The 20,851-nt window shown below is 41.8% G+C and carries 11 protein-coding genes; all 11 read left to right on the forward strand.

Annotation, left to right across the window (positions count from 1 at the left end; genetic code table 11):
• Window positions 1-12 precede the first annotated feature (12 nt).
• The gene (locus AC0YN7_RS08815) at window positions 13-1,362 is read left to right on the forward strand and encodes an alkaline phosphatase family protein (RefSeq protein ID WP_475809604.1); all 1,350 of its coding nucleotides are present in this window, start codon (window positions 13-15) and stop codon (window positions 1,360-1,362) included.
• A gap of 14 nt (window positions 1,363-1,376) precedes the next feature.
• Window positions 1,377-2,360: a sugar phosphate isomerase/epimerase family protein gene (locus tag AC0YN7_RS08820; RefSeq protein ID WP_475809605.1), complete on the forward strand. Its 984-nt coding sequence runs from the start codon at window positions 1,377-1,379 to the stop codon at window positions 2,358-2,360.
• Window positions 2,296-3,444 (forward strand): 2-deoxy-scyllo-inosose synthase, encoded by a 1,149-nt coding sequence (locus AC0YN7_RS08825; RefSeq protein ID WP_475809606.1) that lies wholly within the window; start codon window positions 2,296-2,298, stop codon window positions 3,442-3,444. The genes AC0YN7_RS08820 and AC0YN7_RS08825 overlap by 65 nt, the downstream gene beginning before the upstream one ends.
• 209 nt (window positions 3,445-3,653) lie before the next feature.
• Entirely contained in the window at window positions 3,654-5,453 is a 1,800-nt protein-coding gene (locus tag AC0YN7_RS08830; RefSeq protein WP_475809607.1) for a sensor histidine kinase, read from the forward strand.
• A gap of 11 nt (window positions 5,454-5,464) precedes the next feature.
• Window positions 5,465-7,015, forward strand: coding sequence for a response regulator (locus AC0YN7_RS08835; protein ID WP_475809608.1), 1,551 nt, complete (start codon window positions 5,465-5,467; stop codon window positions 7,013-7,015).
• A 143-nt stretch (window positions 7,016-7,158) separates the two neighbouring features.
• The gene (locus tag AC0YN7_RS08840; RefSeq protein ID WP_475809609.1) at window positions 7,159-8,484 is read left to right on the forward strand and encodes an ABC transporter substrate-binding protein; all 1,326 of its coding nucleotides are present in this window, start codon (window positions 7,159-7,161) and stop codon (window positions 8,482-8,484) included.
• An 89-nt stretch (window positions 8,485-8,573) separates the two neighbouring features.
• Window positions 8,574-9,449: a carbohydrate ABC transporter permease gene (locus tag AC0YN7_RS08845; protein ID WP_475809610.1), complete on the forward strand. Its 876-nt coding sequence runs from the start codon at window positions 8,574-8,576 to the stop codon at window positions 9,447-9,449.
• A complete protein-coding gene (locus tag AC0YN7_RS08850) occupies window positions 9,446-10,267 on the forward strand; it encodes a carbohydrate ABC transporter permease (protein ID WP_475809611.1) in 822 nt (273 codons plus the stop codon). Before AC0YN7_RS08845 ends, AC0YN7_RS08850 begins: the two co-directional genes overlap by 4 nt.
• A 15-nt stretch (window positions 10,268-10,282) precedes the next feature.
• Window positions 10,283-12,232 carry an alpha-galactosidase gene (locus tag AC0YN7_RS08855; protein WP_475809612.1) on the forward strand — a complete coding sequence of 650 codons (1,950 nt, stop codon included), beginning with the start codon at window positions 10,283-10,285 and terminating at the stop codon, window positions 12,230-12,232.
• A 186-nt stretch (window positions 12,233-12,418) separates the two neighbouring features.
• A complete protein-coding gene (locus AC0YN7_RS08860) occupies window positions 12,419-17,449 on the forward strand; it encodes a carbohydrate-binding protein (RefSeq protein ID WP_475809613.1) in 5,031 nt (1,676 codons plus the stop codon).
• Between the two features lie 115 nt (window positions 17,450-17,564).
• Entirely contained in the window at window positions 17,565-20,579 is a 3,015-nt protein-coding gene (locus AC0YN7_RS08865; protein ID WP_475809614.1) for a discoidin domain-containing protein, read from the forward strand.
• The last annotated feature ends 272 nt before the right edge of the window (window positions 20,580-20,851 follow it).

A 20,851-nucleotide genomic window follows, 5' to 3' on the forward strand; every position in this document is an offset into this window, starting at 1 on the left:
AGGAAAACATCTATGTTCAAGAAGGCAAAGCACGTAGTTGTGCTCGATTTGGTTGGCTTAACTCCAGCTCACCTGAAGGAAGATGAATTAACGCCAAACTTAAACGCCATTGCTGCGAGAGGCAGTGTATCAAACATAAGACCTGTTTTTCCTGCAGTCACAGGATCGATGCAAGCGACATTAACGACAGGCGTTGAACCAGATCGCCATGGGATTGTAGGTAACGGTCGTTTTGACCGAAAGTCAAGAGAAGTTTTGATGTGGGAGCAGACGATTGCTCCGCTAGAAGCAGAACGCATATGGGAAACCTTAAAGCGACTGGATCCTGATTCGACAACTGCAGTTTTATTCATGCAGCATATAAAGTATGACAGCGCTGATTTTATCGTTACCCCGTCACCTATGCATTTGGAACAAGGGATGGAAGAGTGGTATTTCTCCAATCCTCCAGGGTTATACGAAGAAATCGCAGAGAAGCAAGGTCCTTTCAAGCTGCATTCCTTTTGGGGGCCTTTGGCAGGTGTAGCTTCGAGCGAGTGGATCTCGAAGGCTGCCCTCCACATTTTTGAAAATCATAAACCGACGTTAACATACGTCTATTTGCCAAATCTGGATTACCAAGCTCAGCGGTTTGGCCCTGACAGCACACAGCAACGACAAGCGATTAAGGAGATTGATCAGATCGTCGGACAGTTTGTAGATTCACTTAATGAAATGGGAGGATTGGATGATACGGCAGTGCTCATTCTTTCTGAATATGCGCTACATCCAGTGGAGACTCCTATTTATTTAAACCGTGTTCTTCGAGAGCAAGGTTGGTTAAAAGTAATTGAACTTAACGGTAAAGAGTATCTGGATACTTATCATAGCCAGGCATTTGCCGTAGTGGACCATCAAATAGCCCATATTTATATTAATGATCTTGCGATTATGGATGATGTATATCGAGTGTTACAAGTAACAAGCGGGGTTGACCAAGTGCTTGGCGATTCCGGTAAAGAGGAATGGAGCTTAGACCATCCAAATGCAGGTAAACTCGTAGCAATTGCCGAGCGAAATGCATGGTTTACCTATTACTGGTGGAATGACCCGGATGCAGCTCCGCCGTATGCGACAACCGTTGATATCCATCGCAAGCCCGGATACGATCCAGTAGAGCTGTTCATGGATTTTAAAACGAAGTCTATTCCTTTAACTCCTGAACGCATTCGAGGCTCGCATGGCGTTCTTCCTGTAACAGACGACGATTTAGTAAGTCTCATTGCTATAGGTCCGTCTCATGATGTCATCAATCAATCACGCGTATGGCAGGCAAAAGATATTCCTGCAATTATTTTTAACCTATTAGGCCACGATTCATAGGGGGGGACGAAGCTATGAATGAAATGAATCGATTGCCATTTAAGCTGGGAATAACATCATCTCCGTGGATCCAGGATGACTCCCATTATTCGTACGAAGGATTCTTTAATGCCGATGTATTACAGCGAATATCCACGCTAGGTTTTGCAGGCATTGAGGATGATCATCGTTTTACCCCGTCCCCCAATCCGTTACAAGCGATTTTGAAAGATTATGGCCTACAGCTCGCCTCCAAGAGGCTGGATGTTATTTTTTCCAAGCCGGAATTGCGTAAAAGCGAATTTGAATTGTTCCGTAAACATGTGGATTGGTTAAAAGAAATGAATGGCAAATACGTTATCGTTCGTGAAGTGGGAGGCTCCGTTCATTGGGATCCGACTCGTTCAAATAGAGAGAAAGAGGTTACCCGATTAACGGAAGAACAATGGGGCTATTTGGCAGAGGGTTTGCATCTTGCAGGCGAAATTTGTAATGAGAACAATATGCTGCTGGTTTATCAGCATCATGTCGGTACGGTTGTAGAAAAAGCAAAAGAAATCGGAAAACTAATGGAAGTGACGGATCCAAATCTAGTACATTTACTGTTAGACACTGGACATGCGTATTATAGCGGAGGCGATCCGCTTGCACTGTTAAATCATCATTATGAACGTATTCGATATATACATCTCACAGATATTAGACAGTCCGTCTTGAATGATGTAAGAGAAAAATCAGTTGACTACGCCGCTTCTGTTAAGCAAAGGGTATTTGCGTTACCGGGAGACGGTTGGATCCAATTCAAGCCTATTCTCAAAAAAATGATCGATCGCCGATTTGATGGATGGGTAACGATTGGGTCGGAGTCGGATTCGATTGTAGCTGATCCATTCGTTTACATCGATAAATCTAAACAATATGTCGAGGGAATCGTGTCTTGTATCGAAGGTATGGGTGATAAAGATTGGAGGGGTAATCATTTACCAGAGACAAATTCAATTCGGTACGCATCATTATGATTTTATTATAGGCGAGGGAATACTCAATCAAGTCGAGAATTGGCTCAATCCTCTCGAGATCGATAATTATTTTATTATAAGCGATAGCGGCATTCCAGAGTCAATTGCTGCCATAACGGTACAAGCATTTGAAAAAGCGGGAACGACTCATCTGCTTACCTTTCCTCGAGGAGAAAAAAATAAAAATCTTTCTACCGTCCAAGAATTATGCAGAAAGGCGCTTGCTCTAGGGGCGGATCGACGTACGGCCATTATAGCTCTTGGAGGCGGAGTTTCAGGTAATGTTGCAGGAATGGTCGCAGGGCTGTTATTCCGTGGGTTACCTTTCATTCATATTCCAACAACGTTAATTGCCGCTTCGGATTCCGTATTATCGTTAAAACAAGGCGTGAATTTGGCTTATGGGAAAAATGTTCTCGGCTTTTTTTACACCCCTAAATTTGTTTGTGTCGAGCTCTTATTTCTGATTCAATTACCTGCAAGAGAAATCCGTTCCGGACTTTGTGAACTAGTGAAAAATGTACTAGCGATTCTTCCTCATGAAATAGATACGTATAAAAAAATGCTAAGAGCGTCGTGTATGTACAGTATGGATGAGCTTCAACAATTTATTGAGTTTTGCATTGAGGCAAAGATGACAGTCATGCGGGATGATCCATATGAAAAAAATGACGCGATTGTATTAGAGTACGGCCATACGATCGGACATGCGGTGGAGTTGATTGGCAATGGGGATTTTACCCATGGAGAGTCTGTCGCTTTCGGTATGCTGTGCGCTTCAACAATATCCAAACAGATGGGCCTTCTGACGCAGAATGAAGTGGATCTGCACCACGAGCTCTTGGAGCTTATCGGTGCTAACGCATCTCCTCCAATCTCTTGGATTTCAGAGATTGTGCGATATACGTTGCACGATAACAAAAAGGGGTATCGTCAATTTGTTCCAGGCCAAACAGGCCTTGTACTATTAAACGGATTGGGGAAACTGAATAAACAAGCTGACTCCTTCATTACATATGTGGATGATGCGCTTGTTCGTGAATCGATTCGTTTTCAATTAGAATCGCCAAGATTTGTCCATTAATACGAAACATGCAGATGGTTGGACTAGGTAATACGCCTGTCCAGCCATCTGCTTTTTGTTTTGCTAAAGAAATTGTAGTTTTCTATATTTTTTATTGTTTCTTCTTCTAGTATGAAAGTTTATAATCATTCTGCATCTTCGGTCACGTTGAAGTATATAGGGGTGAAATGAAGGTGCTTTATTAACATTCGTTTTGAAAGGGATTGCATATGTTTAAATCCAGAACCATTCAATCAAAACTGTTCTTTAGCTTCTCTTTATTAATCATTGGTATTGTAATCTCATTTGTTCTAGTTTTTTATATTTACATATCAAACCTATTAGAAGCGAAAGCTTCCGAATCTTTATATCAAATCACAAGCCACATTTCGGCTGAATTTGATTCACAGCTTAAAATGATGAACTCCTCTTCGGAAAAAATATTATTTTCAAAGTCACTTAACCACCTTTTCTTTTCCGATATGTTCCAATTAACCCAATCCACCATAGACCAACAACGCCAATTCAATGATATCTTGTTCTCAATTATGGGTTATGACAAAAATGTTTCGCGAATCAATATGTTTCGAATGTCCGGCGAATTTGCCAGCATTGGTGATAATTCTGTATTCTCGATCATTTCGCCGGAGAAAATTGCTAATGTTCAATGGGTAAATGATACATTTGATAAAAAAGGAAATAAATTGATATCGCTCCCGCATAATGATGATTGGAGCTTGAAGCAGCGGGCGGTCATTTCTTTAAGCAGAGCCTTTGCCCCAACCTGGGGCTCACAAGAAACAAGTATCCTTGAAGTTCAACAAGACTATCGAGTTTTCACGAATATTATAGAGAATGCTTTGGTCAAACCGGTTTCAAAAATAAGTAAAGAAATCAAAGTCTACGTTTTGAATCAGGATGCACAATTCGTTTATCCCTCCGAGAGAAATCAATCTGCTGAAATATACTGGAAATATGTTAAAAACTCTGCAAATAATAATGCTACTCTTTCAGTTCTAAATACAAATACCAATAGTGAGGATATGTTGGCCTACAACTACTCTGGTTTTTCAGGGTGGACAGTGATAGCTGTCGAGTCTAAGAATCAGATGCTTAAACCGGTTATAGCCTTTAGGAATGTTATGCTCATAGTTGGCTTCTTTACCATATTAATTACATTACTCATTTCTTATTATGTATCAAGGACTTTGACTAACCCGATCAAAAAAATGCATAGATCGATAAGGAGCTTAGATTTATCTTCCCTTTCTCCCAAATTTTCTTCGAAGATTGAAAGTAATCTGAATGAAATCGAGCAATTAAACTATTCTTTTCAAGAAATGCGTTTGAGGCTGCAAGAATCTTTGCAAGAAGCTATTTCTTCACGTGCTCATGAACTTGAGTCCCGCATGTTCGCATTACAGGCGCAAATGAATCCTCATTTCCTTTATAACACCATTACTAACGTTAGTATTATGGCGGAAGAAAATGGCCAGCAGTCAATCGTTGAGGTATGTGAAAGTCTTTCTGTAATGCTGCGTTATATCTCTTCCGAGCATGCCGCTCCCGTGAGGTTAAGGGATGAGATCGAGCATACCTTGAATTATTTGAAGCTTATGAAATTAAGGTTTGAAGATCAAATTATCTTTCATATCGAAGTGTCTGAAAAACTGCTGGATGTCGCATTTCCAAAATTAATTCTTCAGCCTTTAGTAGAAAATAGCATGAAATATGGCATTAATGTAGATCCGCCTTGGATAATTACCGTATCAGGCAGATGTTACCCGGACAAATGGGAATTGACGATTCGTGACAATGGTCAAGGTTTCGAGGAGAATGATATCGCTTATTTCATGGAGCAATTCGAGAATACAGACCCATTAGAGAGAATACCCACATTAAAAATTAATGGCATGGGACTATTGAATATTTATATCAGGTTAAGACTTTTATTCGGAAACAAACTGATTTTTCATCTAAGCAATCATCCCGATGGAGGGGCCGTTGTTACGATTTGCATCCACTACTAGGGGGTTATAAATTGCTGAAGACATCTAAGTATCGTGTTGTTGTTGTTGAGGATGAGCCGAAGATCCGTAGAAACATTGTACAAAAAATTGATGATTCCAATCTCCATTTCGAAGTAGTCGGTACAGCTTCCAACGGAGTAGAAGCGATTGCCTTAATTAAGTCTGTTCAAACCGACGTTGTGTTCACTGATATAAGAATGCCCAAAATGGATGGATTGGAGTTGATTAATCAAATAAAAAACGAATTTCCCGAAATTCATATCGTTATATTGAGCGGTCATTCTGAATTTGAATATGCAAAAACAGCGATGAAGATGGGCGTTCGGGATTACTTGCTTAAACCTTTGAATTTAAATTCATTAATTGAAACTTTAAGTAATATTACAATTAGCCTGGATATGAACAACTCAAACTTAGTAAGAAATATTTTGACCTCAGATATTTATGGTTATCCTGCAATCTCGGAGTCGCTGGCTCCTGACGATGAGGAATTTTTACTCTTTCTAATTTGTATCGGAAACTTATGTCCTCATATTACTACCTTACAGCTTAGTACTATCTTCCAAGATTACTGGTCAAAATTTTCGTTAAATGATATTCTCAAAAACTTTTTACATGAAAATGAAAAGTGGTGGATCATCGACGAAAAAACACCAAACCATAAATTCCTGCTGATTACAGCGAATCATAGACAACCTGACGAGATTACGATAATTGCAGAAGATATTAAACAAAAAATTTTATCTCATAATTCTTCAATTGCAATAAATATTTGTCATAACGGATGCTCTATTAAACGCACAGACATCTGGGAGAAAGCTCAGGCTCTTCGATTCACATTGGATAGCGAATTAGTTTTAGGAATATCTAATGTCTTTACTCTGAAAAACGAGAAGCAAGCAAAAAAAGCTCCAATCTTAATTGATCAATTATTTCGCAACAAAATGGTTTCATTTATACAATCCGGGGAAAAACCACTCCTGAAAAAAGAAATTTTTAACTTACTTAAGAGCTGGGATCAATTGAAATACCCACAAAGAGTAATGGAAACAGCAACAAGTCAATTAATCAGAAACTTACACATACATACGGAAACTTTATCAGAAGAAGAATTTTATCGACTCGAACATGGCTTATACGAAAAGCTTGCGATTTCATCAGACTTGCCTAACATCTTCGAAGATATCTGGGAAATGATTGATCGTATGATCAGCATTAATAAAGATGAAGAATCGGATACAAAAAAAATAATTGTTCAAATCGCCGATTATATTCGATCGAACTTTACTGAATTCATTAATTTTGAGGAAACTGCACAAAAATATCATTTTACACCTGCATACCTTTCAAAATCGTTTAAAAAATTTTATGGGGAAACTCCTTTAAAATACTTAATCAAATTACGCATAGAAGAAGCCCAGCGATTGCTTCTAGAAAACCCTCAGTATGATATCGGAAAAATCGGGGAAATTGTCGGTTATTCAGACCAACATTATTTCAGTAGAATTTTTAAAAATACAACAGGAAAAAGTCCCTCTGAATACAGGGAGGATGATCGGTAAATGAGCTTCAGGAATAACCGAGACAAAAATGTCCACATAAAAAAGACTGATTTATCCATGTATCTGATCAGATTGTTAATTTATGATAATTACAAGGTCGGCCACCCAAATATACATAACATTAAAAGGAGGAGTCGGTTCACATGAAGCAAGCAAATAAATTAAAAGTATTAAGCAGTATGTTTACATCTATCGCGTTGGTAGCTGTATTGGCAGGATGCGGGTTTACGACCTCAACGACAATAGAGACTTCGAAGCCTACTGAAAGTACGAAAGTAGAAGAGACCGCTGCTCCTAAAAAGGGTGTAACCATCAAGGTTGCGTCTTCTGCGAACTGGACGAAAGACATTGACAAAGAACTTGCGGAGCAGTTTAAAGCTGAAACAGGCAATACGATTGAGTTTGCAATTTCACCAGATGATCAATATGCCAATGTTTTGAAGGCCAAATTTGCTACAGGAGAAGGTCCAGATGTATACCTTACTCAAAGTGGAGTCGGTATGAAAGAATATTTGCCAGACAAGTATGCGCTTGATCTCTCCAATGAACCATGGGTGTCTAGATATAGAGATTGGGCCAAGGCGGGAACGACACATGATGGTAAAGTGATTGCTTTAAATACATGGTCGGTAGACGGATGGGGATTACTCTATAATAAGTCCTTGTTTAAACAAGCAGGGGTTCAAGTTCCAACGAATTATGATGAATTTTTGAAGGTTTGCGAGGCACTTGCATCCCAGGGGATAACACCGATCTATGAGCCGGGAAAAGCAGAGTGGCATCAAGAGATTTGGCTGAATGCATTCAGCGCCATGATCGCCAAGAAGAACCCGGGAATATATGACCAGTTCAATACCAATACAGCGAAATTCGCAGACCAAGAGGAGCTTGAGATTGGTCTTGTGCAAATGAAGGAAATCGCTGACAAAGGATATTTTGGAAAAGATTTCTTAGCACAAACCTGGGAAAATTCAGTAGATGCAATGGGATCTGGTAAATATGCTATGATGCTAACCTACTCTACGTTCCAGAACGAAGTTTTAGCCAAATTCCCTGAAAGTAATGCAGATAAATGGGAGATGTTTCCTATCCCTTTAGCTGACAATAAAGCTTGGGCCATTTCTGCGGGTGGAATTGTTCGTTCCATTAATAAAGATTCTAAAGTTATAGATGCGGCGAAAGAGTATTTCAATTTCTTAGCGAAGAAGGAAAATCTCGAGGTTTATTATGCGGGAAGACCTGATTTAGGTCCTGTTTCTTTTACAGATCTCGAAGGTAAGACAACTACAGCTTATGCGTCTATTATCGCAAATGCGCCAGACGGGACAGCATTGGATTTTGAAGGCGGCGTTCAATTCTGGAATCAATCCGTTATTGGTAAGACTGTTCAAGACTTATATTTAGGTGGAAAAACACCAAAGCAAGTACTAGAAGTGATAGATGCTGATCGTGCAAAGATGTTTAAATAATTAAATGCAGGGAGCTTGATGATTATTTACTAAATCGATCAAGCTTCCTTCATTATATAAGCTAATTTGAAAGACTGGGTGACTAGATCATGCACATTAAAAAATTGTATAGTCGTACATTTATCATTCCTGCCATTCTGTTATATACCTTTTTCTTTATAGTTCCTGTAGCAGCGGGGCTGTATTATTCACTTACCGATTGGTCTACCTTTAGAACGGCCATTACCTTTATAGGGTTGGATAATTATAAGGAAGTATTTTCATCGACAGGCCCCTATTTAAATAGTATTATTCATACCTTTTCATTCACCTTTTTTACAGTCGTTTTTAAAGTGTTAATCGGTCTTTTTCTAGCTATTTTGCTGAATGAAGGATTGAAGTCGAGGAACTTATTGCGCACGGTGTTTTTTATGCCATATACGCTGGCGCCCTTAATTATCGGTATCGTATTTGTTTCCATATTAGCACCTCAAGGCCCGTTGAATTCAATACTGGAGTTTGTGGGGTTAGGTCAATTAACCCGCAGTTGGCTCACTGACAAAAGCGTTGTATTGGCATCGACAATGGGAGTCGAAGTCTGGAGAATGGTTGGATGGAATATGGTCATTCTTTTGGCGGGGCTACTAACGATCTCTAAGTCTTACTATGAAGCCGCTTCCCTTGATGGAGCCGGTAAGTGGCAGCAATTTATTAAGATAACAATTCCGTTTCTAATGCCTGCGTTAACGATCGCAACAATTTTGAATACGATCCATGGTCTTAGAGTATTTGAAATTATATATGCATTAACCAATGGCGGTCCCGGAGACTTGACCGAAGTTATCAATACACAAATATTTAATGAGTTTTCTGTCGGCCGTTACGGGATGTCGAATGCGCTGGGCGTCATTGCATTTTTGTTAACGCTGGTTATTGCTTTTGTGATGAAGAAGCTAGTTACAGATAAGGAGGAGGATTCTGAGTGAGTAGAAACTCTATTTATCTAGTAACCAAAGAGCTCTTTACCTGGATATTAAGTTTATCTGTAATTTTACCTGTATACCTCATTGTTATTAATTCCTTAAAAACATCAAACGAAGCGAATTCGATGAATTTTAATCTTCCTAGTTCGTTTCAATGGTCTAATTATGTGGAAGCCATACAAAACGGCAACTTGCTGCAGTCATTTTTCAATAGCTTATTAATGTCATTCGTATCGGCAGCCATAAGTATTTTAGTTACAGCAATGGCGGCTTTTGTTATATCCAGAAACAAAGATAAATGGAACAAATTCATATATAACTATTTTTTTATAGGACTGGTTGCCCCGTTAAACTATATCGCAACAATAAAAGTTCTTCAGATGGTTCATCTGCAAAATAGTTTTACCGGCATTATCCTAGTATTCGCTACACTTGGCATTCCATTTGCTATGTTCCTTTTTTATGGATTTATCGGCAGTGTGCCCAAAGAGCTTGATGAGGCTGCGATTATTGACGGCTGCGGATTGGGGAGACTATTCTTCCATGTTGTTTTTCCACTTTTAAAACCAGTAACGATTACAGGCTTTATATTGAATTTTCTTGGTGCATGGAATGATTTCGTTACACCATTATATCTGTTGAACAGTCAAGAAAAATTGGGCATGATCAATTCCATTTATAATTATTTTGGAGTTCACTTTAATGAATGGAATATGATTTTTACAATTATTATTTTAACAGTAATGCCTGTTCTGATTTTATATATACTAGGTCAGAAATTCATAATATCTGGTATGATTTCAGGCTCAGTAAAAGGATAAGATGATGGGGTTAATTTGATACGACACGATGCTTCAACAAATATTTGGGTTCTTGAGGGAGAGCGCATTTCCTACGCATTAGGATTAAGTGATCACGGTACAATTAATCATATTTATTTTGGAGAGAAGCTCCCTCGTCTTTCAGACTATCCAAAAGCGGACAAGATATCGGATTACCCCTATACCTATGGCAGCGAACTAAGCGAAGAAGAGTATTTGGGATGGGGGAAAGCCAAATATACGGAGCCAAGCTTAAAAGTGACATTTCATGATCACGTGAGAGATCTCAATCTGAGATTTGTGGATTTTGAAATATCGGAGGATACACTTCTTTTGGTTAGACTGACTTATCTGACAGGCAGATGGCCTGCGGAAACGCAATTGAATAGAGTGAATTTGCAAGACACCAAGCTAGTGCTTGAGAGTAGAAGAGGTACAACTAGCCATTATGCCAATCCCTTCTTTATGCTGGATCACGAAGGAAAAGCAGATGAAACTCACGGTGAGGTTTACTTTGGGGCTCTAGCCTTCAGTGGGAACTGGAAGATAGTGATCGAGAAAGATAAGTTTAACATGGTGAAAATTAGCGCGGGGGTTAATGACTTCGATTTTTCATGGAGTCTAAAGCCTAAAGAGAGTTTCTATACACCGAATTATGTTGTTGGTTATGTAAATCAAGGGTTTGGTGAGGCCAGCCGAAATCTTCACAACTACCAGCGCAGGCATGTACTACCTGAAGAGAATAGAAGTAAGCTGCGGAAAGTTCTTTACAATTCGTGGGAGGCAACGAGCTTCGATGTAAATGAAGAACAACAGGTTAAGCTGGCAGAAATCGCGTCAAAATTAGGCGTAGAGCTGTTTGTTATGGATGACGGTTGGTTTGGCGCCCGCAACTCGGACCAAGCAGGGCTTGGAGATTGGGTTGTCAACCCGGATAAATTCCCGGGCGGACTCCATGGCTTGATTCGCAAAGTAAATGCTCTTGGGATGGAGTTTGGACTTTGGGTCGAACCGGAAATGGTGAATCCCGACAGCAATCTGTATCGAAATCATCCAGACTGGGTCTACCATTTTACAACGAGAGAACGGACTCTGGTAAGAAATCAACTCATCTTAAATCTGGCTAGAGATGATGTGAAACAGTATATCTATGATTGTGTCGATAGACTTCTTTCTGAGCATCCGATTGCTTTCATCAAATGGGATATGAATCGAAACTTCAGTGAGCCAGGGTTTCCTTATGTGCCTCCGGAAGAACACAAGGAAATCTGGGTCCGCCATGCTCTAGGCGTTTACGAAATTGTAGAAAAACTGAAGCTTAAACATCCTAAGGTCATCTTCCAAGCATGTTCCGGTGGAGGAGGGCGCGTGGATATGGGAATCCTGAAATATTTTGACCAAGTGTGGCCAAGTGATAATACGGATGCATTTGACCGCTTGCGGATTCAAGAAGGTTTCTCCTACGCATACTGCGCCAAAATTATGGAATCATGGGTTACGGATGAAGTGAACTGGGTAAACGGCAGAAAGCTGTCACTGGCGTACCGCTTTCATTGCGCGATGATGGGCAATCTGGGAATCAGAGATAACCTACTGAACTGGGATGAGGATGAGCTTGAAGAAGCAAAAGAACTGATCCATCTATACAAGGATATAAGACCGATCATTCAACACGGACAACAATATAGACTTCTTTCAGTCAGGGAAAGTATTTTGGCATCGGTGATGTATGTTAGCGCAAATAAAGAAGAAGCGGTCGTGTTTGCATTTTTGCACTCGAATAACTTTGGTAACGAGCTTTCACGAATTCGTTTACAGGGTCTGGACGAGCAATCCGTGTATCAGGTTGAAGGATTGGAGCAGCCCCTTAGTGGGATGGCTTTAATGAAAATAGGGATTCAGGTAGAACTCAAAGGGGATTTCCAAAGTATGATCAAACGAATCCGTAAAGTTGATATCATGTAACACTGCCTTCGAAATGAAATCTAAGTTCGGAATGAATTCTGGATTATTTACGAAGATATCATGTAAGCGCTCTATTCATGCTCAAAAGGAGGTGAATTGAATATAAAACAAAGCTGATCCATTCACTTCATTGTTAATGAAGCTGACAAGATTTATTGAATTATAATTTTAGGGAGGGTTTTTCAGATGTTCAAAAAAACAAGCAAACCGGTTTCAATCGCACTCTCATTGATTCTTGGATTCTCCTTGTGTGCTGGCCTGAGTACAGTCAAACCTATGGTCGTGCATGCCAAGGAAGAGTCAAGTCAATCCTCGATGCTGAATGTTGATTACGAAAGTATGGTTTCACAAGCCGACATGTTCTTCGACAAACAAGTGGCCAATAGCACCCTTGGAATGCCGATCGGCAACGGCCGGATGGGAGGCTTGGTTTGGACGGAACCTACAAAATTGAAAACCCAAGTCAATCGAGTGGATGTTTTCGGCCATAATGGAGCTTCGTCGGCGACGAGTATGCTGCATGGCGATTACTTCGGCGCCGTTGGGAACGTAAGTATCGATTTTGGCGGAACGGTCTTCCCGTCGAATAACGTCCCTCAATATCTGTCGTTGTACAACGCGACTGAAAACATTCAGGGGACGGACTTGACTGCTAACGTGTTAGCTTGGAGTGATCAAGATGTCATGGTCATTCAGGTGAACGACACTCGTTCTACTCCGGCCCCCATCAACATCGATCTGGCCATGACGCGTTCGGGACCGCTTGTAACCAAAGATAACTATTCGGCGACTTCTGTCATTAACGAAAATAATGGGAAAATCGTCTTGACCCAAAAGTATGAGGAGCCTACTGACACCAATCTCCCTATCAACGACTTCTATAATATGTCGGCAGCTGTAATCGACGTGGCGGGTAGAACGGCAACCGTTAGTCAGGTGGACGTCAAAACGCTGAGGCTCTCCATTCCCGCGCGCACGGGAAGTTTCACCATCTTGATTGGCAGCGCCGCAAGCATGAACAAAGTGGATGACGTAACGGCGATCGCAACAGCAGCGGTGGATACCGCTAAAACGGCGGGCTATGCCAATATCTATGCTTCCCATACAGCATGGTGGCACGATTACTGGTCTAAATCGTTCGTTTCCTTCCCGGGGGTGCAGGGACAGGGATATACAAAGGATTACGGTGCTCATTTCTTCAATTTCTATTATCTCATGGCTTCCTGCTTTAGAGGAGAGTATCCCGCTAAATTTAACGGGCTATTATTCAATACGGCGGGAAACGGAGAAGCTCAATGGGGAACGGAATACTGGTGGTTTAACGACGGCAGATCTTATTACGCGCTGGAAACGGGTAATCATCCTGAATTGCTGGATCCATTCCTAAAGATGTTTAATAGAAATTTAGGCAAGTATGAGACTGCGGCTCAGCAACAATGGGGGGCTCAGGGCATCTATTTTCCCGAGACTTCGCCGTTCGATGGACCGGAGGTATTGCCTGACAATATTGCTGCTTCACTGAAAAATAGCTTGTTGAACGGTCTTGATCTTACGCAAGAGGTTAGAGACTTTAAACGCAACAGAATTGATGGAGCAGATTCGCGATGGTCGATAGATGGATCTGGCGGACAGTGGAAGTCGGGATGGCACTCTCATCTCGTCTACAATGCAGCAGATGTCGCGAATATATACTGGGATCGGTATTTGTATACACAAGATATGGAATATTTACGGGATACCGCTTATCCGGTGATCAAAGGGGCAGCCGAGTTCTATCGCACATTTCCTAACCTTAAGAAAGGAACCGATAATAAGTATCATATCTACAAGACAGCATTCGCCGAAACGATCTGGGGAGCGGACGACGTTTTGAATGATTTGAACTACATCAGAGGGCTTCTCCCGACGGCGATTAAAGCAGCGCAGCTATTGAACGTCGATTCCAACATGATCCCATTGTGGCAGGACATCGTAGACAATTTGGCTCCGAATCCGCTAAGTAGCGATTCCAACTCGATCTATAAGAGAACGAGATCGGACGGTAAGCCGACTTATGCGTTGGCAAGAAGTCCATACATTTACTTATATCAAAAAGCTCCGTCGATTTGGGATGAGTATCAGGTAGAACTGCTGGACTTCGATCAAGTCAATCTAGAATCCAAGGCTAACGGCCTTAACCTAACAGCCTGGGATTTAAACATGAACACCTTGGAAACCCAGGAAGCTTATCAAAAGTTACAGAGTGGACAGTTTGCGGGCATGGGTGAGAGAACTTGGTCAAGATTTATGACCGATGCAGCTCGAATGGGCCGCAGTGATATCGTGAAGCTGGCATTGCCAAACTATCTGATGCAATGGGAGTGGTTTCTTAAATCCAATCCGAACCGGCTTCCTCATACAAATGGAAATCAATCGTACTCCGTTCAAGAAGACGGCGTGTTTGTGGAAGGCATCCAAAATGGATTGCTTCAGTCACTGGCCAAAGGACCAGGCGAATCGCCGGTCATTTATGCGTTCGGCGCATGGCCAAAGGACATCGATGCGGCCTTCAAGCTTCAGGCTAAAAAAGGATTCACCGTTACAGCTTCGCAACAATCAAAGAACATCGAATTTATTGAGCTCTATTCCGGTCTCGGGCAGATTGCGGACGTGAACAACCCTTGGGGACAGGGGCAAAGCGTCGATCTGTATCGAAACGGCGTCAAAGCCGAAACGCTCACCGGAAGACTGTTAAATTTCTCAACTTCCATTGGAGAAAACGTGGTGCTGGTCAAAACAGGAACAAACCCTGACCAGTATAAGAGGACAATTTCTTATGAGAAGCCGCTATTTTTGAAAGCCGACAAAACAAAAATAGTAGAGGGAGAATCGATACCAGTAACCTTTATCACATCAGCTGATGTGTCTGGCAATACGATTTCCTACTCCAGCAGCAACACTTCAGTAGCATCTGTTGATAGCAGCGGCCTTGTAACCGCCGGTAAGACATCGGGGACAGCAGAAATCACTGCGAAAGTGATGTCAGGTCAAACCGTTGTGGCACTCGGAAAACTTAGCTTTACTGTCATAGCTACTAATGAAATACCTGGAAAAATAGAAGCGGAAAATTATTCTGAAATGTCCGGGATTAAAGAAGAGGTCGGTTCTGAGGGGACAACTCTAGGTTATATAGATACAGGAGACTGGATGGACTACTCTGTAAATGTGCAAAAATCGGGATTGTACAAAGTAGATTACAGGGTATCAGTAAATGGTAATACAGGTAAGTTCAATCTCCTTGAAGATGGAGTTTCGAAACAAATAACTTCGTTGCCTTCAACCGGAGGCTGGCAAAATTGGAAGACCATATCCGACACGGCTTACTTAAGTGCCGGCAAGCATACTATAAGGCTGGCAGTCAATGCAGGTGGCTGGAACTTTAACTGGTTTGAGTTATCTGAATTGCCGACAACGAATCTTATGAGCATAACAGCGCCAACTGCCGTCACAGGGGTGCAAAATGGAGTAGCGAAGACAGCCGGTGCCCTTGGATTGCCTACAACCGTAGAATTGGTTACAGATTTAGGCAAAGTGAATGCCAATGTGGCATGGGATGTAGTTGCTTCGAACTATGATCCAGCTCAAAAGCTCAAACAGACATTCACTGTGAATGGGATTGTAACCCTGCCGCCGGGAATTACCAATCCTAATCATGTTGAGTTGACAGCAAGCATCAGCGTATCTGTAAGCTCTGCCATTACCGTTCGGAGTATTAATGATTCTAATCCTGCAATATCCTATACCGGATCATTTTCTTACTCTCAAAACAGAGGTAAGGGCGATTATTTGAACGATGTGCATCAGACATCAAGTAATGGAGACTACTTCGAATACACCTTTACGGGAACTGGTATAGAATATATTGGCGTAAAGAACGGAGATATCGGGAATCAGGAAGTCTATATCGACGGCACACTTGTTCAAACAGCAAGCGGAACCGCTTCGACCTATACGCCGCAGGCGGTGATTTACAGCAACAAAACCCTTTCAAGTGGAACTCATACGATAAAGGTAGTTAAGAAATCCGGGAACTGGATGGTATTGGATGCATTCAAGGTATACCAAGATGCGACGCTGAGCGCTATCAAAGCGCCAAGCGCTATAACTGGACGACCTAATGGCACAGCTAAATCAGCGGCGGCACTTGGATTGCCTACGCAAGTCGTCATGGAAACAAATTTGGGGAATGTGAATGCCGATGTAACATGGAATGTAGACGATTCGAGCTACAATCCGGCTGTACAGACGGAGCAGATATTCACTGTAAATGGAACGGTGAGTCTTCCAGCGGGAGTCGCCAATCCTAATAATGTTGCATTGACAACGAGCATCAGCGTGACCGTGTTGGCAGTGCCAGCAATGTCTCAAGCTACATTGACTGGTTTACAGCAGGTGAACACTGGTGAAACGTTCAATCTTAAGATGGGGTTGAACGTCGTTACGGAAAGCGAATACGAGCAAGTGTTTGCTCAAGATTTGACTCTACATTATAATCCAGCGAATTTGCAATTCGATTCGATTACATCGCTGAAAGATGGATTCCGGGTCATTGAACAAAAGGAAATAGCGCCGGGTCAAATTCGAATTATTGCTGCCAGCGTGGGAGCAAACCAAGGCGTACTTGCCAACGGCGATTTGTTAACTTTCAAATTTACAGCCAAATCTGCCACTGGGGCAACGACAATTCGTGTCGAAAATGTTGTGATTGCAAACAGTTTGGGGAATGAGTTGCAGATCAACGGAGCTTCCCATGAAATCCAAATTAGCATATCTGTGGATAAATCACTCTTGAATGCTGCGATCTCAAGCGCTCAAGCTAAGCACAATTCTGCGGTGGAAGGTAATGAGGACGGCCTGTATGTGGTTGGATCCAAAGCGCAATTGCAGTCGGCTATTGATGCGTCCAGCGCGATTGCAAACGATTCGAATGCTTCTCAGCAGCAGGTGGATAATGCGAAATCCGCATTAGAAGCGGCAGTTCAAGCATTTGACACCAAGAAGATTAACGCAGATGTCAATGGACAAAGCGGCGTCACGATTGGAGACTTGGCATTTGTTGCAGCGGCTTATGGCAAAGAACAAGGTCAAGAGGGCTGGAATGAGAAAGCGGATGTCAATAAAGACGGTAAAATTAGTATTGAAGATCTTGCTATTGTAGCTAAAGCGATCTTGCAGTAAAGCAATTTCAAACAATGGTAATGAATCGGGGAGGGGGAGAGCTATGCTCTCCCTTCATCGATTACGCCGAGTACATTAAGTAGAACGTATCTGCGAATTAAGGGGAGAATAAACAATGAAATATATCAAAGCGAAAAAACTAGTAACAATGTTATTGGTAGTAGCAATGGTGCTCACTTGTACTCCTATTAGTATTTTTGCAGAAGAAATTCCAGATACAACAAAGTCACTACTGGCACTCAGCGCTCCAGTAACGTCGAATGCGACAATTGAAAATCTTTCTCCGAAGCTGGGAGCGGGACCGCATGTAAAAGGCATATTGAAAGTAAAGTATACTTTTAATGATGCTGATAATGATGCTGAGGGAGAAACCAAATATCAGTGGTATATTTCTGATTCAGTCGACGGAGAATACTCGAAGCTGCAAGGGATTAACACGCAAACTATTATTTTGTTGGATAAATATGTTGGGAAATACCTAAAATGCGAAGTGAAAGCTGTTGATATTCACGGTAATATGGCAGCAATCTCAGTTATGAGTGCGGCGGCTGGACCGGTGCTGGCAACGGAGGGGAATCCTCTTACCGATTGGTTTTTTGAGGCACAATATGGCGTCTCACATCATATTCTTTCCGAGTTTGTCAATCTGGATTTTGTATCGACTGAGCCGGGTGAAAAATGGGATAGAAATCAACAGACATGGAATGAGTTTATTGGGGAATTTGATGCGGAGAAATATGCAGAACAAATCAGTCAAACCGGAGCGAAATATATTATTGTAACTCTAGGACAAAATGCGGCGGAATACAGTGCGCCAAACGAAGTTTACGACCAATATTTGCGTAAAGCAGGTCTTTTAGGAGAGGGAGAAGAAAATCCCAAAACGGCTTCTAAGGAAAATGATCTGCCTATGAAGATTGCAGACGCAGTGGCGCCGTATGGTATCAAGGTTATGCTCTATCTACCGTCTAATCCTCCACACAGCGCTCACTGGAACCCCGGAGATTATCGTGTGACCGTGGACGCTCTTAAGGGAATACGCGGCTCCAATGGTCCTGTCAGTCAGGAAGCGAAGAAAATACATGTTGAAATGGTAGAATGGTGGTCGGAACATTACGGGGATAAGATTGCTGGATGGTGGTTTGATGGAATGTATCCAGGCGGTATATTGGAAAGCCAAAATAATATGTCACTGGAATATAACGTATCCACTCTAGCTAACGCCGCTAAATCTGGAAATCCTTATAGTATCGTAACGTTTAATCAAGGAACAAATCCGTCAATTGCATTTGCTAAAAACACGGAATACCATGATTATACTGCCGGAGAAATCAATAATTTCGATGTTTTCCCATATGAAGGTCGTTGGGCGAAAAATACTACTGATGTTCAAAACTTCTTATTTGGACCCCTTGGCAAAGGCGGATGGGGTTGGGGCGCCGCCGGCACTTCTAAAACAATAGAGTACGTCGAAAATAAAACGAGAACTGCAATTGAAAAATCTTATGTAATAGGTTTTGACACGAAGGTAAATCATTTTGGTGTGATTGACCCGGCACAGTTGGCGCAGCTGAAAGAGTTAAAGAATAGGCTTGCACTGGACAATTCAACCAAGCTTCTTACTAGCATAACAGCCCCAGCTGCCGTCACAGGGGTGGCAATCGGAACGGCGAAGACAGCGGACGGTCTTGGATTGCCAAAGAGAGTATCCTTGGTTACCGATGCAGGCAGGGTGAATGCCAATGTGACATGGAATGTAGATGCTTCAAACTATGATCCCACTGTAAAGACTGTACAGACCTTCGCTGTCAATGGAACTGTAACTTTGCCAAATGGAGTGGAAAATCCCAATAACATTCCTTTGACAACAAGTATTAGAGTAACTGTTAATAATATCCCTCAGTCTCAAATGACGGCAACGGCGACAAGCGAGGAAACGGGTAAAGATATTGCATCCATGGCGATTGACGGAAACCCACAAACGATGTGGCATACAAAGTGGGATAAATCGGATGTTCTCCCTCAATCGATTACCTTAAATCTTGGAGGAGCTTACAAAGTCAATAAAGTCACGTATTTGCCAAGGCCATCAGGCTTAAACGGAAATATAACAAGCTATAATGTATATGTAAGTACGGATGGAGTGACCTTTACCAAGGTTGCAAGCGGAAATTGGGCAAGTAACAATGAGGAGAAAGAAGCAATTTTTGACTCGACAGATGCATCAAATGTCAAGCTTGAAGCAACGGCGGGTGGTAACGGCTGGGCAGCGGCTGCGGAGATTAATGTAACAATTAGCGAACCATTAGCACCACCTGCCACTAAATTGACAGGTTTACAGCAGGTGGTCCCTGATCAAACATTCAATCTGACGATGGGATTGAACGGCGTTACAGAAAGCGCATACCAGCAAGTGTATGCTCAAGATCTGACTCTACGCTATGATCCTTCGAGCTTACAGTTTAATTCTGTTACTTCATTGAAAGATGGATTCCAGATCATTGAACAAAAGGAGATAGCGCTAGGTCAGATTCGGATTATTGCTGCCAGCGTGGGAGCAAACGAAGGAGTACTTGCCAATGACGATTTGTTGACTTTCAAGTTTACAGCCAAATCTGCAACTGGGGCAACGACAATTAGTGTCGACAATGTTGTGATTGCAAACAGTCTAGGGAATGAGTTGCAGATCAACGGAGCCTCCCACGAGATACAAATTAATGTGCCTGTGGATAAATCACTCTTGAATGCTCTAATCACGAGCACTCAGGTGAAGCACAATGCTGCAGTGGAAGGTAATGTGGACGGCCTGTATGTGGTTGGATCCAAAGCGCAATTACAGTCGGCTATTGATGCGGCCAGCGCGATTGCAAACGATTCGAATGCTTCTCAGCAGCAGGTGGATAGTGCGAAATCCGCTTTAGAAGCGGCAGTTCAAGCATTTGACAACAAGAAGATTAGCGCAGATGTTAATGGAAAAGAAGGCATCACGATTGGAGACTTGGCATTTGTTGCAGCGGCTTACGGCAAAGAACAAGGTCAAGAGGGCTGGAATGCGAAAGCCGATATCAATCATGATGGAAAAGTAGATATTGAAGATCTTGCAATCGTAGCTAAAGCGATCTTGCAATAAAGCAATTTTACACAATAGGAATGAATCGGGGGGGGGAGAGCTATGCTCTCCCTTCTTCGATTTGAAAGGATTACAGTATGATCCCTTGCCGGTGCGGTTAGTGGGATCCATTAAGTTGATAGTTATTAATTGGAGAAATGTATATTTTTTGAAGAATCCCAAAAGTCAATTATGAGAGGAAGTCGTACATTTTTGTCTATTCATAGTCTCATAGTTCTACTAATGTAGAATTGGAATCTGCTGTAGTTGGTAAGCTTCATTATTAGCGAAAA

The sequence above is a fragment of the Paenibacillus sp. J31R122 genome (genome assembly GCF_056269185.1).

Coding starts and splice junctions, on each gene's coding strand:
- AC0YN7_RS08860 (WP_475809613.1), top strand. CDS start 12,419: ATGTTCAAAAAAACAAGCAAACCGGTTTCAATCGCACTCTCATTGATT.
- AC0YN7_RS08865 (WP_475809614.1), top strand. CDS start 17,565: ATGAAATATATCAAAGCGAAAAAACTAGTAACAATGTTATTGGTAGTA.
- AC0YN7_RS08820 (WP_475809605.1), top strand. CDS start 1,377: ATGAATGAAATGAATCGATTGCCATTTAAGCTGGGAATAACATCATCT.
- AC0YN7_RS08830 (WP_475809607.1), top strand. CDS start 3,654: ATGTTTAAATCCAGAACCATTCAATCAAAACTGTTCTTTAGCTTCTCT.
- AC0YN7_RS08840 (WP_475809609.1), top strand. CDS start 7,159: ATGAAGCAAGCAAATAAATTAAAAGTATTAAGCAGTATGTTTACATCT.
- AC0YN7_RS08845 (WP_475809610.1), top strand. CDS start 8,574: ATGCACATTAAAAAATTGTATAGTCGTACATTTATCATTCCTGCCATT.
- AC0YN7_RS08815 (WP_475809604.1), top strand. CDS start 13: ATGTTCAAGAAGGCAAAGCACGTAGTTGTGCTCGATTTGGTTGGCTTA.